27 protein-coding genes and 1 pseudogene are annotated in these 26,546 nt (G+C 65.1%); 14 read left to right on the top strand and 14 right to left on the bottom strand.

Features of this window, described 5'->3' with window-relative positions; genetic code table 11:
* From CH291_RS25560 to CH291_RS25525, 8 genes are all read right to left on the bottom strand, one after another.
* The coding region (locus CH291_RS25560; RefSeq protein ID WP_441347069.1) for a P-type ATPase at positions 1-825 on the bottom strand (825 nt) is incomplete at its 3' end.
* A 34-nt stretch (positions 826-859) separates the two neighbouring features.
* The gene (locus CH291_RS25555; protein WP_032364250.1) at positions 860-1,090 is read right to left on the bottom strand and encodes a heavy-metal-associated domain-containing protein; all 231 of its coding nucleotides are present in this window, start codon (positions 1,088-1,090) and stop codon (positions 860-862) included.
* 677 nt (positions 1,091-1,767) lie between these two features.
* The gene (locus tag CH291_RS25550) at positions 1,768-3,009 is read right to left on the bottom strand and encodes an Nramp family divalent metal transporter (RefSeq protein ID WP_032371006.1); all 1,242 of its coding nucleotides are present in this window, start codon (positions 3,007-3,009) and stop codon (positions 1,768-1,770) included.
* A gap of 99 nt (positions 3,010-3,108) precedes the next feature.
* Positions 3,109-3,957 (bottom strand): cytochrome c biogenesis CcdA family protein, encoded by an 849-nt coding sequence (locus CH291_RS25545; RefSeq protein ID WP_032370900.1) that lies wholly within the window; start codon positions 3,955-3,957, stop codon positions 3,109-3,111.
* Positions 3,954-4,586 (bottom strand): TlpA disulfide reductase family protein, encoded by a 633-nt coding sequence (locus CH291_RS25540; protein ID WP_080729299.1) that lies wholly within the window; start codon positions 4,584-4,586, stop codon positions 3,954-3,956. The genes CH291_RS25545 and CH291_RS25540 overlap by 4 nt, the downstream gene beginning before the upstream one ends.
* Positions 4,583-5,212, bottom strand: a complete 630-nt coding sequence (locus tag CH291_RS25535) for a TlpA family protein disulfide reductase (protein ID WP_032370899.1) — start codon at positions 5,210-5,212, stop codon at positions 4,583-4,585. The genes CH291_RS25540 and CH291_RS25535 overlap by 4 nt, the downstream gene beginning before the upstream one ends.
* 55 nt (positions 5,213-5,267) lie before the next feature.
* On the bottom strand, positions 5,268-5,915 hold the full coding sequence (locus CH291_RS25530; RefSeq protein WP_032370898.1) for a vitamin K epoxide reductase family protein: 648 nt from the start codon (positions 5,913-5,915) through the stop codon (positions 5,268-5,270).
* Positions 5,890-6,549 (bottom strand): DsbA family protein, encoded by a 660-nt coding sequence (locus CH291_RS25525; RefSeq protein WP_032370897.1) that lies wholly within the window; start codon positions 6,547-6,549, stop codon positions 5,890-5,892. Before CH291_RS25525 ends, CH291_RS25530 begins: the two co-directional genes overlap by 26 nt.
* A gap of 136 nt (positions 6,550-6,685) precedes the next feature.
* Between CH291_RS25525 and CH291_RS25520 the strand changes: the two genes are divergently transcribed.
* The 3 genes and pseudogenes from CH291_RS25520 (at position 6,686) to CH291_RS25510 (ending at position 9,632) form a co-directional block, all read left to right on the top strand.
* Positions 6,686-7,084 carry an ArsR/SmtB family transcription factor gene (locus CH291_RS25520; RefSeq protein ID WP_032370896.1) on the top strand — a complete coding sequence of 133 codons (399 nt, stop codon included), beginning with the start codon at positions 6,686-6,688 and terminating at the stop codon, positions 7,082-7,084.
* Positions 7,077-9,284 carry a heavy metal translocating P-type ATPase gene (locus CH291_RS25515; RefSeq protein WP_032370895.1) on the top strand — a complete coding sequence of 736 codons (2,208 nt, stop codon included), beginning with the start codon at positions 7,077-7,079 and terminating at the stop codon, positions 9,282-9,284. Before CH291_RS25520 ends, CH291_RS25515 begins: the two co-directional genes overlap by 8 nt.
* Before the next feature lie 48 nt (positions 9,285-9,332).
* Positions 9,333-9,632 (top strand): annotated as a pseudogene (locus tag CH291_RS25510) (DUF3703 domain-containing protein).
* Between the two features lie 9 nt (positions 9,633-9,641).
* Here CH291_RS25510 and ccsB read toward each other — a convergent pair.
* The 3 genes from ccsB to lnt are packed head-to-tail and all read right to left on the bottom strand — an operon-like array spanning position 9,642 to position 13,740.
* Entirely contained in the window at positions 9,642-10,604 is a 963-nt protein-coding gene (gene ccsB, locus CH291_RS25505) for a c-type cytochrome biogenesis protein CcsB (protein ID WP_032370894.1), read from the bottom strand.
* Positions 10,605-10,608: 4 nt separating this feature from the next.
* Positions 10,609-12,234 (bottom strand): cytochrome c biogenesis protein ResB, encoded by a 1,626-nt coding sequence (gene resB / locus CH291_RS25500; protein WP_032371004.1) that lies wholly within the window; start codon positions 12,232-12,234, stop codon positions 10,609-10,611.
* A 27-nt stretch (positions 12,235-12,261) separates the two neighbouring features.
* Positions 12,262-13,740 carry an apolipoprotein N-acyltransferase gene (gene lnt / locus CH291_RS25495; protein ID WP_094721993.1) on the bottom strand — a complete coding sequence of 493 codons (1,479 nt, stop codon included), beginning with the start codon at positions 13,738-13,740 and terminating at the stop codon, positions 12,262-12,264.
* A gap of 319 nt (positions 13,741-14,059) precedes the next feature.
* On the opposite strand from lnt, the gene lspA reads away from it, so the two are divergent.
* Both lspA and CH291_RS25485 read left to right on the top strand, forming a co-directional pair.
* Positions 14,060-14,575, top strand: coding sequence for a signal peptidase II (lspA, locus tag CH291_RS25490; RefSeq protein WP_052053813.1), 516 nt, complete (start codon positions 14,060-14,062; stop codon positions 14,573-14,575).
* Between the two features lie 205 nt (positions 14,576-14,780).
* Positions 14,781-15,194 (top strand): Rieske (2Fe-2S) protein, encoded by a 414-nt coding sequence (locus CH291_RS25485; RefSeq protein ID WP_032370893.1) that lies wholly within the window; start codon positions 14,781-14,783, stop codon positions 15,192-15,194.
* Positions 15,195-15,391: 197 nt separating this feature from the next.
* Here CH291_RS25485 and CH291_RS25480 read toward each other — a convergent pair whose 3' ends face one another.
* Positions 15,392-16,315, bottom strand: coding sequence for a cation diffusion facilitator family transporter (locus tag CH291_RS25480; protein ID WP_032370892.1), 924 nt, complete (start codon positions 16,313-16,315; stop codon positions 15,392-15,394).
* Between the two features lie 238 nt (positions 16,316-16,553).
* Between CH291_RS25480 and CH291_RS25475 the strand changes: the two genes are divergently transcribed.
* The 8 genes from CH291_RS25475 (at position 16,554) to CH291_RS25440 (ending at position 25,082) form a co-directional block, all read left to right on the top strand.
* Positions 16,554-18,593: a cytochrome c oxidase assembly protein gene (locus tag CH291_RS25475; protein ID WP_094688968.1), complete on the top strand. Its 2,040-nt coding sequence runs from the start codon at positions 16,554-16,556 to the stop codon at positions 18,591-18,593.
* Between the two features lie 510 nt (positions 18,594-19,103).
* Positions 19,104-19,901 (top strand): M23 family metallopeptidase, encoded by a 798-nt coding sequence (locus tag CH291_RS25470; RefSeq protein ID WP_080729311.1) that lies wholly within the window; start codon positions 19,104-19,106, stop codon positions 19,899-19,901.
* Positions 19,902-19,926: 25 nt separating this feature from the next.
* Positions 19,927-20,280, top strand: a complete 354-nt coding sequence (locus tag CH291_RS25465) for a BlaI/MecI/CopY family transcriptional regulator (RefSeq protein ID WP_032370891.1) — start codon at positions 19,927-19,929, stop codon at positions 20,278-20,280.
* Positions 20,277-21,233 (top strand): M56 family metallopeptidase, encoded by a 957-nt coding sequence (locus CH291_RS25460; protein ID WP_032370890.1) that lies wholly within the window; start codon positions 20,277-20,279, stop codon positions 21,231-21,233. Before CH291_RS25465 ends, CH291_RS25460 begins: the two co-directional genes overlap by 4 nt.
* A gap of 86 nt (positions 21,234-21,319) precedes the next feature.
* Positions 21,320-23,092: an aa3-type cytochrome oxidase subunit I gene (gene ctaD / locus CH291_RS25455; protein ID WP_052053812.1), complete on the top strand. Its 1,773-nt coding sequence runs from the start codon at positions 21,320-21,322 to the stop codon at positions 23,090-23,092.
* 94 nt (positions 23,093-23,186) lie between these two features.
* Positions 23,187-23,786 carry a copper resistance CopC family protein gene (locus CH291_RS25450; RefSeq protein WP_032370889.1) on the top strand — a complete coding sequence of 200 codons (600 nt, stop codon included), beginning with the start codon at positions 23,187-23,189 and terminating at the stop codon, positions 23,784-23,786.
* Positions 23,787-23,796: 10 nt separating this feature from the next.
* Complete coding sequence (locus tag CH291_RS25445) at positions 23,797-24,759, top strand: cytochrome c oxidase assembly protein (protein ID WP_032370888.1); 963 nt, start codon at positions 23,797-23,799, stop codon at positions 24,757-24,759.
* Between the two features lie 32 nt (positions 24,760-24,791).
* A complete protein-coding gene (locus CH291_RS25440) occupies positions 24,792-25,082 on the top strand; it encodes a DUF4229 domain-containing protein (RefSeq protein WP_052053811.1) in 291 nt (96 codons plus the stop codon).
* Positions 25,083-25,154: 72 nt separating this feature from the next.
* On the opposite strand, the gene CH291_RS25435 is transcribed toward CH291_RS25440, so the two are convergent.
* Together CH291_RS25435 and CH291_RS26960 are read right to left on the bottom strand one after the other, a co-directional pair.
* Positions 25,155-25,574, bottom strand: coding sequence for a hypothetical protein (locus tag CH291_RS25435; RefSeq protein WP_094650287.1), 420 nt, complete (start codon positions 25,572-25,574; stop codon positions 25,155-25,157).
* Between the two features lie 117 nt (positions 25,575-25,691).
* Positions 25,692-25,868 (bottom strand): hypothetical protein, encoded by a 177-nt coding sequence (locus CH291_RS26960; RefSeq protein ID WP_155288467.1) that lies wholly within the window; start codon positions 25,866-25,868, stop codon positions 25,692-25,694.
* A gap of 57 nt (positions 25,869-25,925) precedes the next feature.
* On the opposite strand from CH291_RS26960, the gene CH291_RS25430 reads away from it, so the two are divergent.
* On the top strand, positions 25,926-26,393 hold the full coding sequence (locus CH291_RS25430; RefSeq protein WP_230593005.1) for a TniB family NTP-binding protein: 468 nt from the start codon (positions 25,926-25,928) through the stop codon (positions 26,391-26,393).
* Positions 26,394-26,546: the final 153 nt, after the last annotated feature.

Below are 26,546 nucleotides of genomic sequence, written 5' to 3'. Positions count from 1 at the left end.
GGTGACCTGGACGCGCAGACCGGAGTCGGTGGCTACCGTGCCGGCGACAACTTGGTCGCCGTCGCTGCGGCGGACGGTGCGTGATTCGCCGGTGATCATCGATTCGTCCATGCTCGCCGATCCGGAGACGATGGTGCCGTCCGCCGGTACTCGGCCGCCGGGGCGGACGACAACGACATCACCGAGCTCCAGCTCGGCCGGGGACACCGGCACCACATCGTCGCCGTCGACGCGTTCGGCGACATCCGGGAGCAACGCCGCCAACGAGTCCAGAGCGGAGGTGGTCTGCGCGAGGGATCTCATCTCGATCCAGTGCCCGAGCAACATGATCACGATCAGCAGCGCCAGTTCCCACCAGAAGTCGAGCTGATGATCGAGCAGGCCCAGGCTCGCTCCCATCGACGCGACGAATGCGACGGTGATCGCGAGGGCGATGAGCAGCATCATTCCCGGTGCACGTGAACGGATTTCACTCACCGCGCCGGTGAGGAACGGGGAACCGCCCCAGGCATACATCACGGTGCCCAGCACCGGGGAGACCCAGGCGATCCACGCTGCGTCGGGCAGCGAGTATCCGAGGAGCATCGCGAACATGTTCGAGGCAACGATCACCGGAACGGCGAGGACCAGCATGACCCAGAACAGGCGACGGAACATGCCGACGTGATCGCCGTGACCGGCATGGCCACCGTGCCCGGTATGGCCTTCGTGTTCAGTCTGCTCGCCGTGTCCGGTGTGGGCTGCGCTGTGTCCAGACGGGTCGTGGCCCGACTGTGTGCCCGCTGTCTCGGCCACGCCGACATCGGCATGTGTGTGGTTGTTCATCGCGGTAAATCCTTCTCTCCGCCGAGTTCAGCGGCTACGCGGTGCGTGAATCTGCGGGTTGCGGTTCGGCTGTGTAGCCGGCATCGCGAACGGCAGCGACGACCTGGGCGTGGTCGGGCTCGTCGGCGCTCGTCACCGTCAGCGTCCCCGCCGACGCCGATGCTTCGACCGTGTCGACCCCGGCCACAGCACCGACTTCTTCCCGGACCGACGCCTCGCAGTGTCCGCAGGTCATGCCGGTGACTCGGTAATTCGTGGTGATCATGAGGTACTCCTTCATCCTGAATAATACCCCCAGGGGGTACCTAGCGACGACTCGGACCATACCCCCTCCCCGTATTGCTTGGAAGGGGGACAGCATTCAACGATCTGACGGCGAGGGCTATCGCGGATCTCGACGATCGCGACTGGGACGTTCCGATGCTCGCGGACGTATTGGAGTCAGTGGACCGGCCTACCGGCGGCGCTTGATCGACCCCCATCGGCTGGCTCACTGCGAGCGTGGTCGATTGTTTGCAGGGCGGTGAGGACGATTGCACCGCCTGCTCGGCGATTTCGGCGGGTAGTGGTGGTCCACCGACGGTTCTATCCGTATGACGGCGAGTATGACAATTGGGCACTGACAGAGCTGTTCTGTTGCAACAGTTTCGGGTCGCGCCGTACTTCGTCCTGGCTTCAGAGATAGAGCAGGTGTGGTGGTGCGGTGCCGTCGAAGCGCTCGAGGACGCCGTTGGGCTCAGAGCGTGTGACTTAGATCCACAGAATCCTGCAAAAATTGAGGCAGGAGTGCTCGACTCTCGCTGCCGCAGTGGCACTGTGGCCCGTTGGTGTGGAAGAAAGGTACGCGGCCTCTCCCCCGCTGACTGCTGAAGGGCGGCGAGGTGTCGGTAGAGGGTGACTCTGCCGACACCGAGGACTGATGCGATCCCGGTTTTGGTGCAGTCAGACCACGGTCAGATAGATCAGTGCAATGTTGAGTGCGACGACGATTCCCGCGATGAGCCATGCCGCGTATGCCGTGATCCGGTGATTGACATCGCCGCCCATCAGGATGCGGTCCGAGGTGAACCGCACCAAGGGAATCAACGCGAATGGGATACCGAACGACAGCACGACCTGCGAGACGACCAGTGCCCGACTGGGGTCGACTCCTGCTGCCAGAATTGCCAGTGCGGGAACAAGTGTCACCAGTCGTCGCACCAGAATCGGAATGCGCTTACGTAGTAGCCCGTCCATGATCATCGCCCCCGCGTACGCCCCGACCGATGTCGATGCAAGGCCCGAGGCCAGCAGGCCCACCGCGAACAGCAGTGCTACCACCGGCCCCAGAGTGTCACCCACTGCTGCGTGAGCTCCGTCGATGGAATCGACGCCCTCGCGGCCCCCCAGCGTCGAGGCCGCCAACAGCAGCATCGACATGTTCACTGCCCCGGCCAGCAGCATCGCCAACCCGACATCGATCCGGGTGATCCGCAACAACCGCTGACGGACGGGCCCTGCCTCGGGGTGTCCGTGCCTGTCACGTGCTAGACCGGAGTGCAGGTACACCGCGTGCGGCATGATCGTCGCACCGAGCATCGCGGCGGCGATCAACACACTTTCCGCGCCGTCGAACCGCGGAATGAGACCGGCGGCGGCCTCGGTGAACGATGGCGGTTCCACGACGACGCTGGCAAGAAATCCGACGGCGATGACACCGAGTAGCCCGAGAATCACGAACTCGAAGGGCCGTTGGCCCCGGCGATCCTGGACCATCAGCAAGATCATCGATACGGCCCCGGTGATGAGGCCGCCGATCAGGAGCGGCAGGTCGAAGAGCAGGTAGAGGGCGATCGCACCGCCGACGATTTCGGCGAGGTCGGTCGCCATGGCGACCACCTCTGCTTGCCCCCAATATGCCAGTCGCACAGTCCTGCTCGACTTCTCGCGGACTACTTCGGGCAGTGTCATTCCGGTGACGATGCCGAGTTTGGCGGAGAGGAACTGGACGAGACCGGCCATCACGTTCGCGGCAACGATCACCCAGACCAGCAGGTATCCGAACTGCGCACCGGCGCTGACGTTGGAGGCGACGTTGCCGGGGTCGACGTAGGCGATCGCTGCGACGAAAGCGGGTCCGAGCAGAACGAGGCCCGACCGAAACCTCGAGGGCGGCCGAGACGATCGGCGCTGCAGCACAGACATGACCACACCCTCCGGCACCAACAGTATGTCAGGACCCTGAAAATATAGTTCGGCTACCCGAACAATGCAATGCGGCGGGGTGGTTTGGCGACATCTCGATCAGATGGGCAGGACCACTGCACTGACGAATTCGTTGCGGATCCAGGCGATGAACAACCCCCACACTCCGGTCAGCAGCGCGATGCCGACGGCGATCATGATGACACCGCCCGCGATCTTGATCTTCTGTGAGTTCCTTCGAAGCCACCCCACACCTCGCATCGCCGAACTCGAGCCGAACGCGAGGACGACGAACGGTAGGCCGAGTCCCATGCAGTACGCGACGATGAGAGTGACCCCGCGGGCTGCGGTTGCACCTTCGGTTCCTGCCGCGACAGACAGAACGCCGGCGAGGGTGGGGCCCAGACACGGTGTCCAGCCGAGCGCGAACACACCGCCGAGCAGCGGCGCTCCGGCGAGGGACGAGATCTGCTGAGGTGCGTATCGGGTGTCGCGTTGCAGAACGGGTATCAATCCGATGAACGCTGCACCCATGATGATCGTGATGACGCCGCCGACTCGTTGAAGTACTTGCTCGTTGATGCGCAAGGTGCCGATGACTCCGAAGATCGAGGCTGTGGCGAGGACGAAGACGATCGTGAATCCGGCGACGAACAACGACGCTGCGCCGGCCACACGCCAGCGATTCGCCAGCTCCGGCGACGACGTGTCGGTGGTCGAGGTGCCGGTGGTCGAGGTGCGGGGCGATCGGGTATCGGCTGATTGGGCGTCGGCACCGGCGATTCCTGCCAGGTAGGACAGGTATCCCGGCACCAGCGGCACCACGCACGGGGAGGCGAACGAGACCAGCCCGGCGAGCATGCATGCCGCGATCGCGAGCAGTAGGGGCCCGCTCGATGCCGCGTTCTGGAAGGCCGACCCGATGTCTTGGGCGAGAAGAGTCGTCATTCCGCGGCTATCCGTTCGACGACGGGAAGGAGGTCGTCGGTGAGCAGGGCGCGCATGAAGACCGCGGCCACGCGGTGTGAACGGTCGAGTACCAGCGTCGAGGGGATCACGCTGGTCGGGTAGTTTCCGCCGAGGGCGATCAGGGTCCGCATCGAGGGGTCGTAGATCGAGGGGTAGGAGACGTCGTTGTCGACGACGAAGTCCTGCGCTTTGTCCTTCTGTGGATCTCTGACGTTGAGGCCGAGGAATTGCACGCCACGCTCGCGGGTGGTCTCGTAGACCTCTTCGAGGTCGTCGGCTTCGCCGCGGCAGGGGCCGCACCACTGGCCCCAGAGATTGATCACGACGACCTTGCCGTCGTAGTCCGACAGAGCGGTCGTCTTGCCTTCCTCCATCAGATCGGGGCCGGCGAGTTCGCCTATGGTTCCGCGTGTTTCGGGGGGATCGTAGACGATGTCGGTTCGACCGCCGGGGGCGACGAAGTCGAAGCTGCCTCCCGGGGGCGCAGCCTGTGCGCCGTCGGAGCATCCGGAGATCAGTAGTACGAGGGCAAGAATCGATCCAATTGCCGCGGTGGGCGTGCTGCCCTGACGGCGCGCACCGACCCACACTGGTGGGAAGCGTGTCATGAGGTGAAATCCTTTACTGCAGTGCGGATCTGGTCTGTCGTCTCGAACACCGTCGGGTCGGTGACGCGCTCGACCGTTCCGTCCGGGCGGAGGAGAAAGCTCAGGGGAAGGACCGGCGGTGCCGAGAGCGCGTCCAGGACGCTGCCGCCGTCGATGTAGTTCGGATAGCGGACGCCCAGTTGCGTGAGCAGCGCGGCCGCGTCCGCGGGCCGGTCCTCGACGTCGATTCCGATGACTGGGATCGCGTCGGGTTCTGCGGTGTAGGCATCGAGTACGGGCATCTCGGTGCGGCACGGGCCGCACCAGGATGCCCACAGGTTGATCAGCGTCACCTCGCTTCCGAGAACGTCGGCGAGATCGACATCGTCGGCGCTGCCGATGCAGCGCGCTATCACTCCTGCCAGCGGACCGCCTTCGCGCGGTACCGGCGGCGGACACAGCGGTAGCGCTGTTGCTCGTGCCGCGTCATCCGGCGGGCGGGACAGTGTGGGTTCGGGTCCGACCGGCGCGACATTGTTGGCGATGGCCTCGGACGGGCCGCCCTCGACGCCACCGGAGCGGGGCCACAGTGCAACGATCGATGCAACGACAACGACGAGCATGACGATCGACCAGCCGCGCGTCATCGCCGTGACCTTCTTTCTCGAGAGAGCGGCAGAGGGGCGAACGGTACGTCGCGGATCATAGGAGCGTGGACCAGTACGACCAGAAACGCTGCGCGATCAGGGCGATGAGGACGAGAAACCACACGGTCAGTGGAATCGAGTGATTGCGAATCAGCGAGTCAAGCCATGGCCGAAACCATTGCCCAAGAGCGGATTTCGACCTGGCGCGGTCGAGGTTGCGCAGCGTGACGTACCAGAAGATCGGTACGGTGACCGCCCACACCGCCATGCAGTACGGGCACAGGGCACCGATCTCGTACAGGCTCTGCGCGATCAGCCAGTGCACGAAGACTGCGGCAGCAGTGACACCGACCTGCATTGCACCCCAGAACCACTGCGCGAACACCGCACCGGCGAGAAGGGCGGCACCCACTGCCGCCACGACGGCGAAGCCTGCGATCCCGAGAAGGGAATTGGGAAATCCGAACGCAGACGCCTGCGGGGTGTCCATCACCGATCCGCAGTTGAGTACCGGGTTGATGCTGCAGGTCGGGGCGTAGGCGGGATCGAGCGCCAGAGCGAACTTCTCTACTGTGAGCACGAACGCGGCGGTCAGGCCGATCAGGCCGCCCACCAGTAGCAGCCAGGGCAGGCCCCGGGCGAACGGTCCGCTGCGTCGGGTGAGAGCGGCTGCGGGGTCAGCCGAGTGCAGCGTCGAGGGCATCGGCGAGGTCTCCGTAGGTGGTGGGTTCGATCTTGGTGCCGTTGAGGAAGAACGTCGGGGTGCCCTGCACGCCGAGCGCGATCCCGTCCGCGACGTCGGCCTCGATGCGCGCGAGCGTCGCAGGGTCGGTGTAGGCGGCATCGAAGGCGCTCATGTCGAGCCCTTGCTCGACGGCGAAGCTGCGGAACAACTCGTCCTGCGGAACCTGCTGTTCGCCCCACTGCGCCTGCGTTTCGTACATGCGCTGATACATCGCCTCGAATCCGCCCTGCTGGGCCGCGGCCTCGACTGCGCGTGCGGCTCGTTCGGCATTGAAGTGGGAGGCGATCGGAAAGTAGCGGGCCACGAAGCTCACCCGGTCGCCGTACTCTTCACGCAATTGCTCGATCGCCGGGTAGGCCGATCGGCAGGCCTCGCACTCGAAGTCGAGGAACTCCACGAACGTGACCCGGCCGTCGGGCACCGAGTTCAACCGATGACTGTTCTCGCGCACCGCAATCGAGGCAGGGTCGGTCGCGGCCTGCTCGGCGGCGGCAGCATCCGGAGACCCCGATCGATCCACCACCAGAAATACAGCCAACGCGGCGGCGAACACGATCACCAGGGACAAGGAAATCTTCAACGCTCGGCTCATACAACTACCTTCTCGATTCGTTCGGACTGATCAATGGGCCCGATATGGGCGTTTCGACCCGCTATGACACTAACAATCGTGCGAACGTTGACTAATGGTCCTTCCCTAACGATCGCATGATTGTTAGATTGTGCCCATGGCCTTGGAACCTCTGGACTCGTGCGATCTGTTGTGTATGGACCTCCCTCACGCCGAGAGGGTGCGCGCTACTCTGCCCGCGCTCGGCGATATCGAACCGGTCGCCGACGCTGCCCGAGCATTCGGCGACCCCACCCGACTGACCATCGCGCTCGCGTTGAACGCCGGCGGGCAGATGTGTGGCTGCGACATCGCGTGGATCGTGGGACAGAGCCAGAAGCTGGTCTCCCACCATCTCCGCAAACTCAAAGCCGCGGACGCCGTCACATCGAACAGAGACGGAAAGTTGGTCATGTATGCGCTCACCGACCGCGGCACCCGACTGCTCGCGACACTGACCGAGGTACTGCCCACCACCTCGATCGTCGCTGAAGTCACCGGGGTCGATCATGGCTGACGCGTGCTGCGGACCTACCCCGGCAGCGCCGACCACCGAATCCACTGCTGACGGTGCGGGCACGGGAGGTCCAGCTCCAACCGATGCACTCCCGAGGTTGTGGCAGGTCCGCGAGCTGCAACTCGCCTCGGCCGCCGCGATCATCCTGGGCGCATCGTGGTTGCTCGGTCGAACGGGTGCCGATGCGGTTGCGACCGTCGGCGCTCTGATCGCTGCCGCGATCGCCGCCGTCACCTTCGTTCCCGCGACGGTGAGAAATCTGCGACACGGACGCATCGGTGTCGGCACGCTGATGACGATCGCGCTGCTCGGTGCCATCGCATTGGGCCAGATCCCCGAGGCCGCGATGCTCGGTATCTTGTTCTCCGTCGCCGAGGGGCTCGAGGAATACGCGGTCACCAAGACCCGCCGCGGACTGCGCGCACTCCTGTCCTTGGTGCCGCCGACGGTATCTGTCCTGCGCGGTGGAACCGAGCAGGCCCTGTCCCCCGACGATGTCGTGATCGGGGACATCATGGTGCTGCGGCCGGGTGAGCGAGCTGCCACGGACGGCACCATCGCTCGCGGTTCGACGAATCTGGACGTGTCTGCGATCACCGGCGAGTCCGTGCCCATCGAAGCCGGTGTCGGTGACGAGGTGCATGCCGGTGCCATCAACGGCGGCGGGGCCATCGAGGTCACCGTCACCGCGCCGGCATCGGAGAGTTCGCTTGCTCGCATCGTCCGCATCGTCGAACAGGCCCAGGACCGCAAAGGGGCCGGCCAACGGCTGGCGGACCGTATCGCACGTCCGCTCGTGCCCTCGATCATGATTCTCGCCGTACTCGTCGCCGGCGTCGGTGCGGTGCTCGGTGACCCCATGTTGTGGCTCGAACGCGCACTGGTGGTCCTGGTCGCGGCATCACCGTGCGCGTTGGCCATCTCGGTGCCGCTGTCGGTGGTGGCGGCGATCGGGGCTGCGAGTCGCAACGGGGCATTGATCAAAGGCGGTGCAGCAGTGGAAGAGCTGGGCCGCATTCGCGTCGTCGCCTTGGACAAGACCGGCACCCTCACCGCAGGACGACCGGAGGTCGTCGACGTCGTCACCGCTGCGGGAATCAGCCGCGACGCCGCGCTGGCCGTTGCTGCTGCGCTCGAAGCGCGCAGCGAGCATCCACTCGCCCGCGCCGTACTGGCCTCCGTATCGACCGTCGCGGCCGCCGATGATGTCACTGCCATCGCCGGGCACGGCCTGACCGGCACCCTCGACGGTGCCGCGATCAGGCTCGGGAAACCGAGCTGGTTCGACACACACCCCAGCTCCGAGGTGTTCCGCGCCGACGTCGCTCGTCTGCAGAGCGGCGGTGCCACAGTCGTTCTCGTCGAACGCGCCGGAGTTCTGATCGCTGCGATCGCCGTCCGCGACGAACTGCGGCCCGAGGCCGCCGAGGCTGTCCGCCAACTCACCGCGCTCGGTATCGACACTGCGATGCTCACCGGCGACAATGCGCTCACTGCGCAGGCTCTGGCGACCCAGGCGGGCATCACCGCCGTCCACGCCGAACTACTGCCCGAGGACAAAGCGGCCCTGCTGACCGACATCGCGGCCGGACGCAAGATTGCCATGGTCGGCGACGGCATCAACGACGCTCCCGCCTTGGCGACCGCAGATGTCGGTATCGCCATGGGCGCCATGGGAACCGACGTTGCCATCGAGACCGCCGATGTTGCCCTCATGGGGGAAGACCTCCGGCATCTACCGCAGGTGCTGGCCCACGCTCGACGCGCCCGGCGCATCATGATCGAGAACATCGCCTTGTCGATCGCCATCATCGGCGTGCTCGTCCCACTGGCTGCCACCGGTGTCCTCGGTTTGGCGACTGTGGTGCTCGTCCACGAACTCGCCGAAGTCCTGGTCATAGCCAATGCGATTCGCGCTGCCCGCACCACACCGTTGGACGGGTTCGTGCCCCCGCCCGCGGCGTCCGGTGCCCTCAACGTCACGATCGCACCCGCAGCGGCCTTCGAGGATGCCTGCTGCGCTCCGGCTCCGACGCCGAGGAACACCGCACCTCTCGCATCTGGGAACCTACTGGCCTCCACCACCGCAACGTCACCGTCGGCGATCGGAGCAGACGATGGCAGCTCCGTGTGCTCGGATGGATGTACCTGCTGCACATCGACCCCCGCGTACGGCGAACTCTTCCGCGGACAGAGGTAGAGACCTGCGGGCGGTGATCGGACTGCACGCAGGCTCTACGGGATCGACATGACCGCAGCAGCACGGGCATCGACAACAGAGGTGCGCTGGTACCACCTCGAACGAGCACACATCCTCTCGCAGCCCTGTTGACGGTTGCATGCTCGCAACCACGCCGCGATGTTGAAAGCTGCGGCGGTAGAACATGATCGGCGCGAATCCTGGGGCCAGTTGATTCGGATCGTGGTCGCTGCTCCAGGATCGTGGTCGGGGCGATACCCGGCCGGTAACACCGGCCGGGTCGAGGCGGGACTGATGTCGCCGATGCCCATTCCGCAGGACCTTGCGGACGCGCTGGAGGGCACGTAGCGGGAGTCATCAGTTCAGGCCTGCGTAGGAGTGCAGGCCGGAGACGACCATGTTGATGATGAACAGGTTGAACAGCATCGCTACGAATCCGGCGATGTTGATCCATGCTGCGCGGGTGTTGCGCCATCCGCTGGTGGCGCGGGCGTGTAGGTAGGAGGCGTAGACGATCCAGGTGATGAAGGAGACCGTTTCTTTCGGGTCCCAGCCCCAGAATCGGCCCCATGCGGCTTCGGCCCAAATGGCACCGAGGATGACGCCGACGCCGAAGAGTGGAAATGCGAAGATCGTGGTCTTGTACGCCACGATGTCCAGTGTCTGCGCGGAGGGCAGACGGGCGACGATTCGGCTCATTCTGCTCCCCGAGGCCTCGGGATGCTTCATGCGGATCAGGAACAGCGCGCTTGCAACCCCGGAGATCAAGAACACCCCGCTGCCGAGCGAGACGATGGAGACGTGCACCGGCAGCCAGTACGACTGCAGTGCCGGTACCACCGGTGCTGCGTTGGCGTACAGCACGGTGCCGGCGACGAACAGGAGGATCAATGTCGGTACCAGGACGAACAACCACAGGGTGCGCAGTTGCTTGGAGCGCAGCACCACCAGTGCAGCCAGTACACCGGCCGCGCAGGTGACCGAGACGAATTCGTACATGTTGCCCCACGGCGGCCTGCTGGCGGCGATCCCGCGAAGAACGATCGACCCGACATGCAACGTCAGCGCCACCATCACCAGCCCGAGGCCTGTGCGCCCCAGGCGTTCGGACGGAACCCGCCGGGGTGCGTCGGGAATGCGACCGGGTGTCGTCGACGTCGCGGCGATTATTCGCGTGCGCAGTCGCTCCGTGTTGTGCAGTGTCGCCGCACGGGTCGTCGCGAGCTGGCCGAGGAACGCCATCGCGGCGAGGAGATAGACCACGAACGCGGTCTCGAAGCTGATGTCGCTCCAGCGGGCGAGGGTGTCGTCGATCGGCATGGCGCTACACCGTTTCTCTGTCGTGGGTCTCGGAGTCGCTCGAAGTTGCCTGCGGCCAGATCTGTGACCGGAGGGTCTCGAATTCGGGTCCCCAGCCGGCGTGATCGGTGCGAGCCAGTCCGCCCATGTCCACGCCCGCGCGGCCGTGTTCGGCAGGGTGGATCCGAAACCAGACACGACGGCGGGTGATCACCAGGGAGATCAGTAGTCCGGTCATCATCGTGACCGCGAACACGAGCACCCACCGCTGCGCGGGGTCGTATCCGACCTGGAGGTTCGCGAATTCCTTGGCCCCGTCGAACCGGACGACGGTGCCGTCGGTGAGGGTTGTCGATTCTCCGGGCCGCAGGTTGACTCGGTCCTGCTTGACCAGCCGTCCCTGGTTGATCATCTCCTGGTCCAGGGAGAAGATCGACTGCGGGATGCCGGTGTCGAGACCGGTGTCGCCTTTGTAGATGTCCACTGCCACAGCGGGATCGACCAGTTCCGGGAAGCGGGAGGAGAGCAGGTTTCCGTTGAATTGCGCGGTGGGCGCGAAGAGTCCTTCGATGGCGATCTGCCCTCGGCGGCGTTCGTCGGCGGTGGCGTAGGTCCCCCCGGGTGGGTCGAATCGCAGCGCGCCGCTGCTGAGGAACGTGGTGGCGTCGTCGGGGCGGAACTGCAGGGCTTCGGTGCGGGTCTGGCCGTCGGGGAAGGTGACGGTGAATTCGGGGGCGTAGCCGTGTCCGGTGAGGTAGATGCGTTCGTCGCCGAGCCGGAGGGGTTCGTTGACTTTGAGTTGATAGTCGCGCCAGGTGTCGGCGGCGATGTCGTCGGCGCTCTGGTAGGAGATGTTCGAGGTGAACATCTCGGCCTGACCGTTCTCGAGGTAGTCGGCGGTGAAGTCCTTGACCCGGATACAGAACGGCTCGAGGCCGGTGCCGTCGGTGCTGTTGCCGGCGCGGAAGGAGTCGTAGACGGCGGGAGAGGTGTTGCAGAAACCGGGTCCGTTGTCGGCGATGACGATGACCGAGCCTTCGTAGCCGAACAGTTTGCCGATGGCGATAGCGGCGAGCAGGCCGATCAGCGAGAAGTGGAAGAGCAGGTTTCCGGCCTCGCGGGTGTAGCCCTTCTCGGCCGAGAGGGTCAGTGCCCCATCGGGCTCGGGCCGCACGACGGTACGCCACCCTTTCAAGTGCGGCGCGATGTCGGCGATCACCTTCTCGGGGTCGCCGGCGAGGGTGCCCGAATGATGCAACGGTAGTCGAGTGAGATTTCGGGGTACTCGAACAGGTTGTGCGCGAAGAGCTTTACCGTGCTCGATCAACCGGGGAGTCAGACAGCCGATCAGAGACACGAACAGCAGGACGTAGATCGCGGTGAACCAGGAACTTGCGAACACGTCGAACAATTCCAGTGTGTCCATCACCGGCCCGAGAGCCGGGCGGGCGGCGATGTAGGCATCGACGGCCTGGGTATTGAGATTGCGCTGCGGCAGCAATGCGCCGGGGATTGCTGCGGCGGCGAGGAGGAACAGCAGCACCAGCGCTGTCCGCATCGACGTCAGTTGTCGCCACCGGTTGCGCAGCATCGCCACCGTTCTGCGCACCAGTCCCGGCGAGTGCGCACTGGGGTGTTCGTCGATCGTCATCTCCGCACACCCTTCACCGACCACCATCTAAATACTACGCGACATAGTAGTTTGCGGGTTCGGTGTGGTGGAGCGTGGTCGGCGCAGCAGCGAGAACGCCAGTGCCGCAACAGCGCCGGTAGCGGCAATCCATTCCGGAACGCTGCCGGTGATCGTCGCCGGGGTGAGCGTGGTGCTCAGTGACACCTCGGTGACGACAGCTGCGGGGGTGAACAGCTCCGTGCGCTCGACGACCTCCCCGCGTGCATCGATGACGGCGCTGACGCCGCTGGTGGCCGAAACGACGACGCTGCGCCCGTGTTCGACCGCCCGTACCCGCGACATGGCGAGTTGTTGATAGGTCATGTTCGTCCGACCGAAGGTGGCGTTGTTGGTCGGCACTGCGATCAGCTGGGCACCGGCGCGAACGGAGTCGGTGAGCAATGCGTCGAAGGCGACCTCGTAGCAGGTGGCCACCGCGACGGGCACTCCGGCGAGGTCGACGACGCCGTTGCCCTGACCCGGAACGAAGCGTCCTGCTTGGGCGGCATAGGGAGAGAGTGCGGTGACGATCGTGCGCATCGGCAGGTACTCCCCGAACGGCACCAGTCGACGTTTGTCGTGCCTCTGCCCTGGGCCGGTGACCGGATCCCACACGATCGAAGTGTTCGTGGTGGTGCCGTCGCCCTGGCGTAGCACCGTGCCGACGAGAATGGGCACTCCGACGGCGCGGGCTGCGGCATCGATACCCGCCGCGGCATCGGGATTGCGCAGGGGATCGATGTCGGAGGAGTTCTCCGGCCAGATGACCAGATCGGGTACGCGTACGCGGCCGGAGTCGATGTCGTCGGCGAGCTCGATGGTGCGCTGAACGTGGTTGTCGAGCACTGCTCGTCGTTGGGCGTTGAAGTCGAGACCGAGCCGCGGGACGTTGCCTTGCACCAAGGCGACGGTGACCGTGTCCTGCGGCGGCGGAGCGAACAGTGGAGCCACCACCGTGAGCGCCCCTACAACAGTGGCCGCACCCATGCACGACGCTGCTGCAGTTCTGCGGGTGAACCGATCGGAAGCGATGGCACCGGCCAGAGCGGACCCGATCAGCACCACGACGAACGACAACCCCGGCGCGCCGATCAACGCAGCCAGAGGCAGCAGCGGCCCGTCGGATTGACCGAATGCGATGCGGCCCCAGGGGAATCCGCCGAACGGGACACGTGAGCGCGCAGCTTCGATCGCCACCCAGGCGCTCGCCACCCAGACCGGCGCCCACGGCAGTCGCGACATCCGATCCGCTACCGCGCCGAACATCGCCACGAAGAGGGCCTGAACGACAGCCAGCGCCAGCCACGGCACCGACCCGACGTACTCCCCCACCCACGGCAACAGAGGCACGAAGAACGCCGAGCCGGCAACGAAGCCGTAGCCGGCCCCCGCACGCGCCCCTCGCCCGCGCACAGCCAACAGCAGCATTGCAAGTGCTACCGGAGCGAGAAACCACAGATCGATGGGCGGGAACGTGGCGTACATCGCCAGCCCCGAAGTTGCCGCTGCGGTCAGACGTGCCCAGGTTCGGGGCCCTTCACCTCGACTTGTCCGATACAGCCGCCACACTCGACCTCGGTCGACGCAGGACGGTCCGGGCCCGGGTTCGGCATCGGGCATCGCCCTCATGACGAGGGTGCCGCCGCCCTCACGGCGACACGACGCATCGGGTGGCGGAGAAATCGACAGTATTCATCAACTACTATGGTGCATAGTATTTCAAGTGTTGGCAAATCCGGGGTCACCTGCACCGTCTGCGGTGCACCCGGACGTACGCACGGTGTACACCCGAGAACGAGGACCAGTGACCCGCTCCCCCATCGCCACCGCTCGGCTCCGCGCCGCCGCAACCGCCCTTGTCCTGGCTCTGGTCGCTGCCGCTCTACTGGTCGACTACTGGGCGCAGGCGGCGTTGCCCGGCTCGACGATTCCGCTGCGGATACTCGAGCTGCGACTGGCCTTCAATCGCGGAATGGCGTTCAGCCTGGGTGATTCTCTGCCCGTGTGGGTCGTCGTCGCCGTGACGGCGTCGATCACCACCGGGTTGGCGATCTACGGGTGGCGTACCGCGCCTCACGCGGGTCCGGTCACCACGGCAGCGCTGTCGTTGGTCCTCGCCGGTGCACTCTCGAATGTCCTCGACCGGCTCCTCGACGGCGCGGTCACCGATTACTTTCACACCGGTTGGTGGCCGACATTCAACCTCGCCGACATCTACATCACCTGCGGGGTGGTGCTGATGATCGGGGCGGCACTGTTCACGCGAGAGGCCACAAAGATTACCCCTCGGCCCGCAGTGCCCGACAGCGCCGAATCGTGAACTTGCATGAGATACCTCGGTGCTCGAATCGAATGCCCTGCAGTGCAGACACATTCGCGACAGGACAATCATGCTGATTCGCTCGAACAGTGAGAGTGATCGACACCGAAACGGCTCGAAACATAGTCGACCACAACCACCGACAAGCGATCGTCGCCTCTCGCTCACCGAGGCGCACCGAGGCGCACCGAGGGGAACCTGCTGCATGAGCGACAACATCCCGGCGCTACCGCGCCGTATTTTTCTCGCTACGAGCTGCGCTACAGCGTGCCTGGCTGCCGCCGGATGCAGCGTCGGCGAAGCCCCGTCCGGTGAGGACACCGCTTCCGACGGTCCCATCACCTTGTCGGTGAACGATGTTCCTGTCGGCGGTGGAATCGTGCTCGCCGACCGGCAGGTCGTCGTCACCCAACCGGAACCCGGTACCTTCCGTGCCTTCTCGGCTATCTGTTCTCACCAAGGGTGCACAGTGAACCGAGTCCGCAACGGCACGATCGAGTGCCCCTGCCACAACAGTGCCTTCTCGATCACCGACGGGGCGGTCATGCGCAGCCCCGCTACCGAGCCACTGCCGAACCGCGCCGTGACCAGAACCGTAGATACCCTCACAGTCGACTGATCCATCACCGGGCGGCCGAACATGCGAGGTGGACGGGTTCGGGGTGAACGGTGTCGACCGGGCCGATGTGCGGCAATCGAGGACCCACTCTGTGCCCCCACCCGACTGGTGCCGGTTCCGGTACATCGCTGCCGTGTCGACGACAGCACGGCGTGCCGATCTCGCACCGGGTCGAGACCTGCCTACCAGAGACCTGCCTACCAATTGACCTCTCGGCAACGGCCTTCGCCTTCCTGGGGTTCGACCTGCACAGTGGCGTGCTCGAGACCGAACTCGTCGCGGAGAACCTGCTGCGCTGCAGCGAGCACCCGGGGTGTCTCGGCCTCCGGGGCGACCGTCAGATGCGCCGAAGCGACCTCCATCCCCGACGTCAGTGTCCAGATGTGCAGATCGTGTACCTCTTCGACATCGTCGACACCGGTCAGGGCCTTTTCCACGGCGGCGACATCGATGCCCGACGGAGCGTGTTGCAGCAGAATTCGTACGGCATGACGCCCCAGAGTGAATGCACGCGGCAAAACGAACAACCCGATGGCGACCGCGATGACCGGGTCGGCGTACCGCCACCCGAACACGACGGTGACCAGTCCGCTGACGAGCACTCCGATCGAGCCGAGCATGTCCGCCATCACCTCCAGATACGCACCCCGAACATTGAGGCTCTCTTTCGCACCACTACGCAGAAGGAGGAACGCGATCAGGTTCATGGCCAGACCGAGCAGTGCCACCAACATGACCGGAATCCCGGGCACCTCCGGTGGGTTCGTGATGCGTTGCGCGGCTTCGTAGAGAATCCACCCAGCGACACCGAAGAGCAGCACTGCATTGAACAGAGCCGCGAACACTTCGGCTCGATACAGTCCGAACGTGCGGCCGGTCTTGCGAGACTGCCGCTGTGCGAGTGTGATCGCCACGATCGCCATCAAGACCCCGAACACGTCGGTGAACACGTGTGCGGAATCGGACAACAACGCCAGCGACGAGGTGGACAGACCCACTACCACCTGCGTCACCAACGTAACCGCCCCGAGACCGACAGCGATCCACAGTCGCCCGAGGTGCTTACCGGATGCGCTCGCCGGCGATCCCGGCTCTATCCCGTGGCCATGTCCGTGTCCCATCGTGGGTACCCCTTCTCGGCGTGGTTCGATAGCAGGAACACAACATATTGCGATATGCGCATATATGCAAGTGTCGTGTTCGCTGGAAGCTGCTGCCCGCGCGGCCGCACTGCGTCGGCGCAGAACTATGATTCGTAGTAGTTCGATCTCGGTTGCGCGACTCGGTCGCGCAGCCGTGCCGATATTGCCGGCCGACAGTTTTCCCGCCACACATCATCCACGTAAGGGGTGCCGCGTCATGGCCACCGACGACATGGCCACCGAAGCCGCACTCTCGACCCGCGGTCCGGTGAATCGACGCTCCGGTTCGCAGGTGATGCTGCTGTGGGCCGCGATCGCGGCAGTGGTGGCCGCTGCGCTCGCGGCGTTGTCGACGTCGCAGGCGCTGATTCTGCTCGGGCTTCCCGATCCGGGACCGATCACGACCTACGGTATTCCGGCGCTGACCGCGCTCGGAGAGGTAGCCGCGGTCGTGGCGGTGGGGTCGTTGCTTCTCGCAGCGTTCCTCGTTCCTCCCCAAATGTCGGGTGTGCTCGACATCGACGGGTACATCGCCGTCCGCACCGCGGCGAAGGCCTCCGCAGTGTGGGCGGTGTGCGCAGCGGCGTTGGTGCCGCTGACGCTCTCGGACGCGTCGGGTCAACCTGTCGGATCCGTTGCGGCGCAACCGGTGCAGTTCCTCGGTGCGATCGGCGATGTCGAGGCCTCCACTGCATGGGCCATCACCGCCGCGATCGCGGCGATCACCGCCGCAGCATGCGCGGCGGTGTTGCGGCATCGATGGACCCCCGCCTTGTTCGCCCTGTCGATGCTCGCGTTGATCCCGCGCGCGGTCACCGGCCACTCCTCGACCGGCGGCAATCACGACATCGCGACGAACTCGTTGATCCTGCACATCCTCGCCGCCGCACTGTGGGTAGGCGGACTCCTCGCACTTCTCGCTCACGCGCTGCGCGGGGGTGGACACCTTGCCGTCGCGACCCGCCGCTACTCGACGCTCGCTCTGGTTGCGTTCGTGATCATGGCGGTCTCCGGAGTGGTCAACGCTGCCGTGCGAGTACCCGTGACGTCGCTGTGGGATTCGACGTACGGCGCTCTGATACTGGCGAAGATCGCAGCCCTGGCGATCGTGGGGACCCTCGGGTGGATACAGCGACGACGAACGGTCGGCGCTCTGGCTCACGATCCCGAGAACCGCAGATCCCTGATCACGTTGTCGATGATCGAGACCCTCGTTCTCGTCACCACAGTGGGCCTGGCGGTCGCACTCGGTCGCACTCCCCCGCCCCCGCCGCAGGACGCCTCGCTACCTCAGGCGCACGAAGAAGCCTTGGGCTACGTGTTGGACGGCCCGCCCACCGCTGCGCGGTTGGCGTTCGAGTGGCGTTTCGACCTGGTGTTCGGGTCCGCGGCCGTGATCGCGGCTGTTGTGTATCTGGTGGCCGTGCGGCGTCGTCGGCGGGTAGGCCTGCCATGGCGGCGGCGGTGGACCGCGAGCTGGTTGATGGGCACTGCGGTGCTGCTCGTGGCGACCTCGTCCGGGGTCGGGCTCTACAGCCCGGCGATGTTCAGCGTGCACATGGCGGGACTGACCGCGGTCGCCATCGCCGTGCCGTTGCTGTTGGTCCTCGGCCGACCGGCCACCTTGGTCGCCTCGGTCCTGCCGACCGCGCCGGCAGCCGAGGCACCGGGCTCGCGCGAATGGCTCCGGGCTGCATGGCACAGCCGAGCAGCCCGGATCGCGATCCACCCGTGGGTCAGCACCACGGTGTTCCTGAGCAGCTTCTACCTGCTCTACCCCGGCGGAGTGTTCGACACCGTCGCCGACTCGCATGTGGCACACATGGTGATGAAGGGCTGGTTCCTGACCGTCGGGATGGTGATGTTCTGGGGCACGGTCGGCGAAGACCCGGTACCGAGACCGATCCCGGGACTGACGAAGTTGCTCGCGAGTATCACCGCGTTGGCCGGGTTCGCATTCTTCCTCGTCGTGACGATCGATCTCGAGACCGCGCTCGGAGCGAGCTTCTACAGCGGACTGCGTCTGGATTGGAACGCAGACCTGCTGGCCGACCAGCGGCGCGGCGGCACTCTTGCGTGGGGCATCGGCGAGTTACCGTTGCTCGCTGCCGCGGTTCTCGCCGCGGTCCGGTGGTCGGCGGCCGACGAGAACGCGGCACGACAACGAGACCGCCGAATCGACGATCAAGGTGATACCGAACTCGAGGCGTACAACACCATGCTCGGTGGCCTGTCCTCTCGGCGCGATCACCCCTGATACCCGAAAAATCCCGTTCTCGGTCAGGGTCGCCGCAGCCCGGTCGCCGCAGCCCGCGGGATGTCCTCCGAGGACCGTGACCAGCGGTATGAGCGAATCCGGGTCGAAGGGGATGGAAAAACTATGCTCGATAGTAGTAACCTGTGGCCTGACCGTCACCATTTCGTTATCTCGAGCGAGGCCTCGGCCTCGTAGCCACCAAGGATTGTGATCTTGGCCCGACACCGCACACCCGATCCGATCGACGACGACTGCGCAGCGCCGGCGCGCGGCGGCGTGATCTCGATGCCCGTCGGCACCAGGCCGACGGCGCTCACCGATCGCCCCCGTCATCGACGGGCCGAGTTCGCACCCTCACGTTTCGTGACCGAGTCGCCCGCCGATGCCGGGTACTCCGACACTCTGCCGGAGGACGAGCACACGCCCTCGGCGCAGACGCCCGCACCGGATGAAACCGTTCACGCGGTCAGCGACGCCTGGGACACCGCGGCCGCGGACACTACCGCGTCGATGTGGGCGGCGCACGTGGCCGGTCCGGACGAGGCGACGCACGACGACGGGGGCCGCGCCGATGTCCAGGCCGTGTCGCGAACTACTCGCCGCGGACTTCATCGCCGCCGGGTGCCGAAGCCGGGTGGCCGCGCCATCGCTGCGTCGGTCGCGGTCGGTGCCTTTCTTTCCGCGGCAGCGACGGCTCCGAACACCGGGTCGCAGGACAGTGTGGCGCTCAGCGCCGCGAGTATCGATCGACCTCCCGCCGGCGCCCTGCCGCCGAGCCCGGTCGTTGCCTCACCCCCGCAGGTGTTGCAGTTGCCCGATCTCGACGTCGGCCGGTTGGCGCAGCGCATGACCGAACAACTCGCCGAGGGGGGAGTTCGGGCGGCGGAGCGCGCAGCACGCGATGCCGAGGCGCGCCGCCCGCTCTCGGTGGTGCCGGTGTCGGGAACATTGACCTCCAGTTCTGGGCCACGTTGGGGGACAACGCATTACGGACTCGACATCGCCAACACGATCGGGACGCCGATCGTATCGGTGACCGACGGCGAGGTCATCGAAGCAGGGCCGGCGCAAGGGTTCGGCCTGTGGGTGCGTATTCGTCAGGACGACGGCACGATCGGGGTGTACGGCCACATAGACCAGGCGCTCGTCACCGCCGGTCAACGCGTGAAAGCCGGCGAGCTCATTGCTACGGTAGGCAACCGAGGCCAATCCACCGGACCCCACCTGCATTACGAAGTGTGGCAACCCGACGGTGCCAAGTCCGACCCGGCGGCGTGGCTGTCGGCACGCGGAGTCGATATCACCTGACACGACAAGGAAAGAAGAACTGGCGATGAAAAGGCTCGGTGATCTCGAAGCGGAGGTGATGAACGTGCTCTGGGAATGCGATCGACCGCAGTCGGTCCACGACCTGCGCGAGCGCATGGCCGGCAGAAACCCCGCCTACACCACGATCCTGACCGTCGTGACCCATCTCCACGAGAAGGGGTGGGTCGAGCGGACCAAGCAGTCACGCGCGTACCTGTACTCCCCGGTGCAGTCGCGCGCGGAGGCCACCTCGCAAGCGCTGCGCGAAATCCTCGACACCAGCACCGACTCGGCCGCCGTCCTGATGCATTTCGCGAAAACCGTCACCGACGACGAGCTCGACGCTCTGCGGGGGAACCTGCCGGACGTGAACCGGTGATCGTCGCGCTGGCGTTGCTCCTCGCGGCGATCATCGCGGCCGTCGCCCTGCCGCAGCCGTTGACCTCTCTCACCCGCACCGTGAGCCCCACTCTCGCCTTGACCGCATGGATCGGCAGCATCGCCGGGGTGCTGTTTCTCGTGGGATCCGCGGTGACCGTGTTGCTCTGGCCCGGCCATGCGCCCGCCGAGGGCATGGTCGAACTTGCCGTCCGCTGCCTGGGATCGCTGCAACACGCGGCGCAGCCGTGGATCGGTGAAGCTGTAGCCGGGGCATCGGTCGTCCTCGCGGCGTCGGCGTCGGCGCGCGTCCTGCGCTCGACTCGCCGTCAGCTTCGAGCCCGGTCCAAAGTCCGCGACTATCACCGCGATGTCATCGCCGTCGTCGCGCGCACGGACCCCGGACCCGAACCGATCATGTGGCTCGACCACCCGCTCCCGCTGGCCTACAGCATCGACGGTCGCCCGGGCTACGTCGTGGCCACCGAAGGCCTGCTCGCCCATCTCGATCCCGATCAGCAGCGAGCTGTGATCGCACACGAACGTGCCCACCTGCGCGGGCGACACCACCGCATCGTCAACATCTGCGAGATCCTGGCCAAAGCACTTCCTCGCGTTCCTCTGTTCGCCGCAGCACCTGCAGCGGTGCGGGTTCTGGTCGAGGTCGCCGCGGACCGGTCCGCGGCCGCGGTCACCAGCGCCGACACTGTGCGTTCGGCCTTGTCGACGGTCTCGCAGGCGCATTCAGCGCGTCCACTGTGGGCGTTGGGCCTGATCGGGGAATCGACCGCCGAGCGGTTGCACCACCTCGACACGAGCGCGCACACGCCGAGCCGAACCGGGGCAGGCGCGTACGCTGCCGCCGCCGTGCTGCCGCTCGTGGTGCCGGCCGCCATGGCAATCCTCCTTCTCAGTGCGGTCTCCGCCGCAGCGTGCGCGGTTCTGCTGACTTGAACCACCCCTAAATACTATGCAGCATAGTATTTGAGTTAGGCTGTCGGACGCGTCCTGTAATTCGCGTGCGATTCGAAGGTGGTTCCATGACGGCGCTGACATCTCCTCCGGCTGCGCCGGCGGTTCGCCCCTATCCTCCCCGCGGGGCCCGCAAGGGGTCGTTCCTGCACACGATGGTCACCACCACCGATCCGAAGGTCATCGGGCTGATGTATCTGGTGACCTCGTTCGGGTTCTTTCTCGTCGGTGGCCTGATGGCGTTGATCATGCGCTCCGAGCTCGCCGTTCCGGGAATGCAGTTCCTCTCCAACGAGCAGTACAACCAGCTGTTCACCATGCACGGCACGATCATGCTGCTGCTCTACGCCACCCCGATCGTTTTCGGCTTCGGCAACTACATCCTGCCGCTGCAGATCGGCGCACCCGATGTCGCCTTCCCCCGGCTCAATGCCTTCAGCTACTGGCTGTACCTGTTCGGCGCGCTGGTCACCACCGCAGGGTTCATCAGCCCCGGCGGTGCCGCAGATTTCGGCTGGACCGCGTATACCCCGTTGAGCAGCGCCGTCTACTCCCCCGGTATCGGATCCGACCTGTGGATCGTGGGCTTGCTCGTCGCGGGCCTGGGCACCATCCTGGGCGGGGTCAACATGGTCACCACCGTGGTGTGCCTGCGCGCTCCGGGAATGACGATGTTCCGGCTACCGATCTTCACCTGGAACATTCTGGTGACCTCGATTCTGATCCTGCTGGCGTTCCCACTGCTGACCGCGGCGTTGATGGGCCTGCTCGCCGACCGTAAACTCGGCACCCACATCTTCGATCCCGCCAACGGCGGGGCGTTGCTCTGGCAGCACCTGTTCTGGTTCTTCGGGCACCCCGAGGTCTACATCATCGCGCTACCGTTCTTCGGAATCGTCTCGGAGATCTTCCCGGTCTTCTCCCGCAAACCCATCTTCGGGTACAAGGGGCTGATCTACGCCACCGTCGGCATCGCCGCCTTGTCCATCGCGGTGTGGGCGCACCACATGTATGCCACCGGTGCCGTGCTGCTGCCGTTCTTCTCGTTCATGACCTTCCTCATCGCCGTGCCGACCGGGGTGAAGATCTTCAACTGGATCGGCACCATGTGGCGCGGCCAGGTCACCCTCGAATCCCCCATGCTCTTCTCCATCGGATTCCTCGTCACGTTCGTCTTCGGCGGGTTGTCCGGGGTGCTGCTGGCGAGCCCGCCCATCGATTTCAACGTCACCGACACCTATTTCGTCGTCGCGCACTTCCACTACGTCGTGTTCGGAACGGTCGTGTTCGCGACCTATGCGGGCATCTACTTCTGGTTCCCGAAGATGACCGGCCGCATGCTCGACGAACGACTGGGCAAGTGGCACTTCTGGATGACGTTCCTCGGATTCCACGCCACCTTCCTCGTTCAGCACTGGCTCGGAGCGCAAGGAATGCCGCGCCGCTACGCCGACTATCTCCCGTCCGATGGATTCACCACCCTCAACCAGGTCTCGACCGTGGGATCGTTCGTTCTCGGAGCCTCGACGCTGCCGTTCATCTGGAACGTCTTCAAGAGCTACCGCTACGGCGAAGTGGTCACCGTCGACGACCCCTGGGGGTTCGGTAACTCCCTCGAGTGGGCGACCAGTTGCCCACCACCGCGGCACAACTTCACCGAGATGCCCCGAATCCGCTCCGAGCGGCCGGCGTTCGAGCTTCACTATCCGCACATGGTCGAACGCATCCGCGCCGAGCAGCACGTCGGTGGCCCGCACTCGGATTCGATCGCGCCCTCGGAAGTGATCACCGAAGCCATCGCCGGCCGTGAGCGATCCGATCCGCCGGACCCGGTGAAATAACCATCGTCGCAGAAGTGACCCACCGCTAAACCGCCCTCCCTACTACTATGTCCCGTAGTTGTTGGGTCGGGCTCGATACAGAGGAGTACCCCACGTGAAACGTCTGATGCTGATCGCTGTGATGATCTGCGGGACAGCATTGTTCGCTGCAGCGCCGGCGTCGGCGCACAGCGAACTGGTCAGCTCCGACCCGCCCGCCGATGCCACCCTGGAGTTCGCGCCGATCGGTGTCGGTCTGGTGTTCAACCAGGACATCAACGAATCGTTCGCAACCATCAGCGTCGTGGGTCCTGGCGACACTCAGTGGGCACAGGGAACGGCCACGGTCGAGGGCCCCGACGTATCGGTCCTGCTCGAGGACGGACTCCCCAACGGGCAGTACACCGTCGGCTACCGTGTCACCTCCGCGGACGGGCACCCGATCACCGGGTCGTACGGTTTCTCCGTCGACGTTGCGGCGACCGCCACCCCTCAGGACGCCGCTGCACAGCAATCGCAGGGCGGTGCGACCTCGACCTCGCCGACTCCTGTTACCACGGCTACGCAGCCCTACGATCCCAACAATCCCTCCGCCAGCGAAGACCGGCCACCGAAACAGAACACCATGATGCTGCTCTCCATCGTGGGCCTGACTGTCCTCGGTCTCGCTGCCATCGCCCTGACGTTGGTGATCCGAGGCAAGGACAAGCAATGACAGGGTCCCGATGAACATCGCCGCAGTAACTCCCCCGGAAGGCCCGCCGACGCTGGCAGCGTTGCTGAGCTTCGATGTACCGCCGCTCCCGATCCTGCCGATCGCCGGCATCGTCATGGCCGGGCTGTACTGCTGGGGGCTCTACCGGGTCCGCGGTCGAGGTATCGCGTGGTCACGGTGGCGGAGTGCGAGTTTTCTGCTCGGCTGCGCGGCGCTGGTCCTGGTGACCGGACTGCAGGTCGAACGCTACGGTTACAGCCTGTTCAGCGTCTTCATGTTCCAGCATCTGACGTTGTCGATGACCATCCCACCGTTGTTGGTGGTGGGTTCGCCCGGACGACTTTTGTTGCGTGCCACCGCTCATCACGGAACCGGGCGGTGGGTACTGATCGCGGCGCTGACGGGGTTGCGTAGCCGCGCCGGGCGCATCGCGCTTCACCCCGGGCTGACGATTCCGTTGTTCCTCTTCAGCTATTACGGTCTGTATCTGTCGTCGATCTTCGATGTTCTCGCCGTCAGCGAGATCGGGCACGTATCGATGGAGATCTTCTTCTTCGCCAGCGGGCTGCTGTTCATCATCCCTGTGCTCGCCGTCGGCCCCCTCCCTGTTCGGCAGAGCAATCTGGGCCGTATGTTCGACCTGTTCGTCGAGATGCCGCTGCATGTGTTCTTCGGTGTCATCCTGATGATGTCGAGCACCCCCATGCTCGCCACGTTCGCCTCCCCTCCCCCGCAGTGGGGTGTCGATCCGATAGCTGATCAGAAACTCGCCGGGGCGCTGGCATGGTCCTACGGTGAGCCGGTGGCCCTGCTGGTGGTGCTCATCTTCTGCATTCGATGGAACCGAGACGAAAAAGAGGAATCGGCCGTCGCGGATCGCCACGCCGAAGAAGACGGATACAGCGAACTGAACGCCTACAACGATTTCCTCAAGCAGATCGGCACCGAAACCCGGCCCCGCACCCTACGGTGACGCCCGCACAACTACGCACGACAGGACGGCCGATGCCACTGATCCGCACACCCGCAACCCCCCAGGGGCAGCTCGTCTTTCATGTGCTGGCCTACAACGGCGTACGGCTGATACTCGTGTGCGTCGCTGCAGGCGTGATCTTGGCCGTCGACGCGCTGACGACCCTCGACATTCCCTTCGTATTGGTACTACTCGCCGCACTTGCCGCAAGCCTGCCGCTGTCGGCACTGACTCTGAGGAAACGTCGCCGAACCATCAACGCGGACATCGAAGCTGTCGATCGCGCGCGCTCGATCAAGAAGCGAGGTCCCGCGGCGGGATGACCCCGTAGCAGAACTCTCTGACGCCGGCGTACGCATTCACGGCATGGCCGTATCGTTCTTGTCGATCACTGTTCACCCGACCCACTCGATGTGTGGTTGCGCTTCTGGTTTCGGCGCGCCATCGAGCAGTTCGAGGGTGCGTTGCAACAGATTCTCGATCCGATGCTCGAGATCATCGGTTATGTCGGACACATCGGCCAGATCGGTGTGGGCACGGCGGCGGGCATCGATACCGATTCGGTAGTAGTCCGAGTCCAGTGCAGCTGCAACGGGTTGCGGCGGCGAGCCGGTCATGTCCGCTTCCAGCGCGCGATCACCGAGGAGCAGCGACCGAGGCGGTCGTGGGTCGTGTCGAGGCGGCTGCCCAGTGCGATGGGCATCGACGATCCATCCGACCCCTGCCGGGGACATCGACTGTGCGGGGAACGGCATGTGGCCCCACCGGTCGATCGGCACGGCGACGGGACCTGGGTGCACCGACCATCTGGTCATGTCGGGAAAAGCGTTCGCCTGCAAGTGCTCTGAGAAGAACCTGGCCTTCCCGCTGCCCCCAACAGTACGGCATGAAGCGCATTACAGTACACCCGAAATCGGTTATCTCACTGACTATTACGCGACCGATACCTGGATACCGGCGAGGGTGGCGCGCACCATCTCGTGGCCACACGGGGTGTCGTGGCCGAGCCCGCGGTGGGACGAGAGGGCCTCACCTGGCAGTGGCTGCGGATGCAGCGGCCACGGGCGAACGTACGCATCATCGGGCATCGCCGCGAGCCGCGCGTTCACGCGAGGTGGCGCTCGAACTGGCGGCGCCGCTCGGTGGGACCGAGGTACAGAGTGCGCGTGAGCACCGATGAGGTGATCGCTACGGTCATCGACCATCTGGAGACGTTGCTGTCGTGGCCGGACCGACAGCGTATGCCGAACCTACTGTTGCTCGGTCCGACGAACAACGACAAGTCGATGATCATCGAAAAGTTCCGGCGCACTCATCCGCCGATCAGCTTGTCCGACCGCGAGCAGATACCGGTGTTGTGCATGCAGATGCCCCCGGACCCGTCACCCGGCCGGTTCTACCTCGCACTGCTCACAGCGTTGGGAACACCGACCAGGCCCCGCAATCGGGTCCACGAACTCGAACAGCAAGCATTGATGCTGCTCCGCGCCACCGGCGTGAAGATGTTCGTTCGTCCAGACCCTGACACACCTTCATCCGTTCCCTCCTACGAAGCGCTTCTCCTTAGAGGACACAGAGCCTGGACCATTGGTGCCAGCCCACGATTCGACTCACCTGTTGCCCCAATCCCATAGGAGCGCGATTATGTTCGCTCCATCGATGTCAGGATGCAGCCTTGCCAGCGTCGCACTCGGCCTGAGCGAGGCATAGCACTGAAGCCTGCCTCGAAGGGCGCGCTCGAACGGCAACACGAAGAGAGCTCGACGCAAGGGTGCAGCTCTGTACCA

Source organism: Rhodococcus sp. 14-1411-2a (genome assembly GCF_002259485.1).
In the GTDB taxonomy this organism is placed as follows: Bacteria; Actinomycetota; Actinomycetes; order Mycobacteriales; family Mycobacteriaceae; genus Rhodococcoides.
Note: the sequence above shows the minus strand (reverse complement) of the source record. Positions and strands in the feature narration are given on the sequence as shown.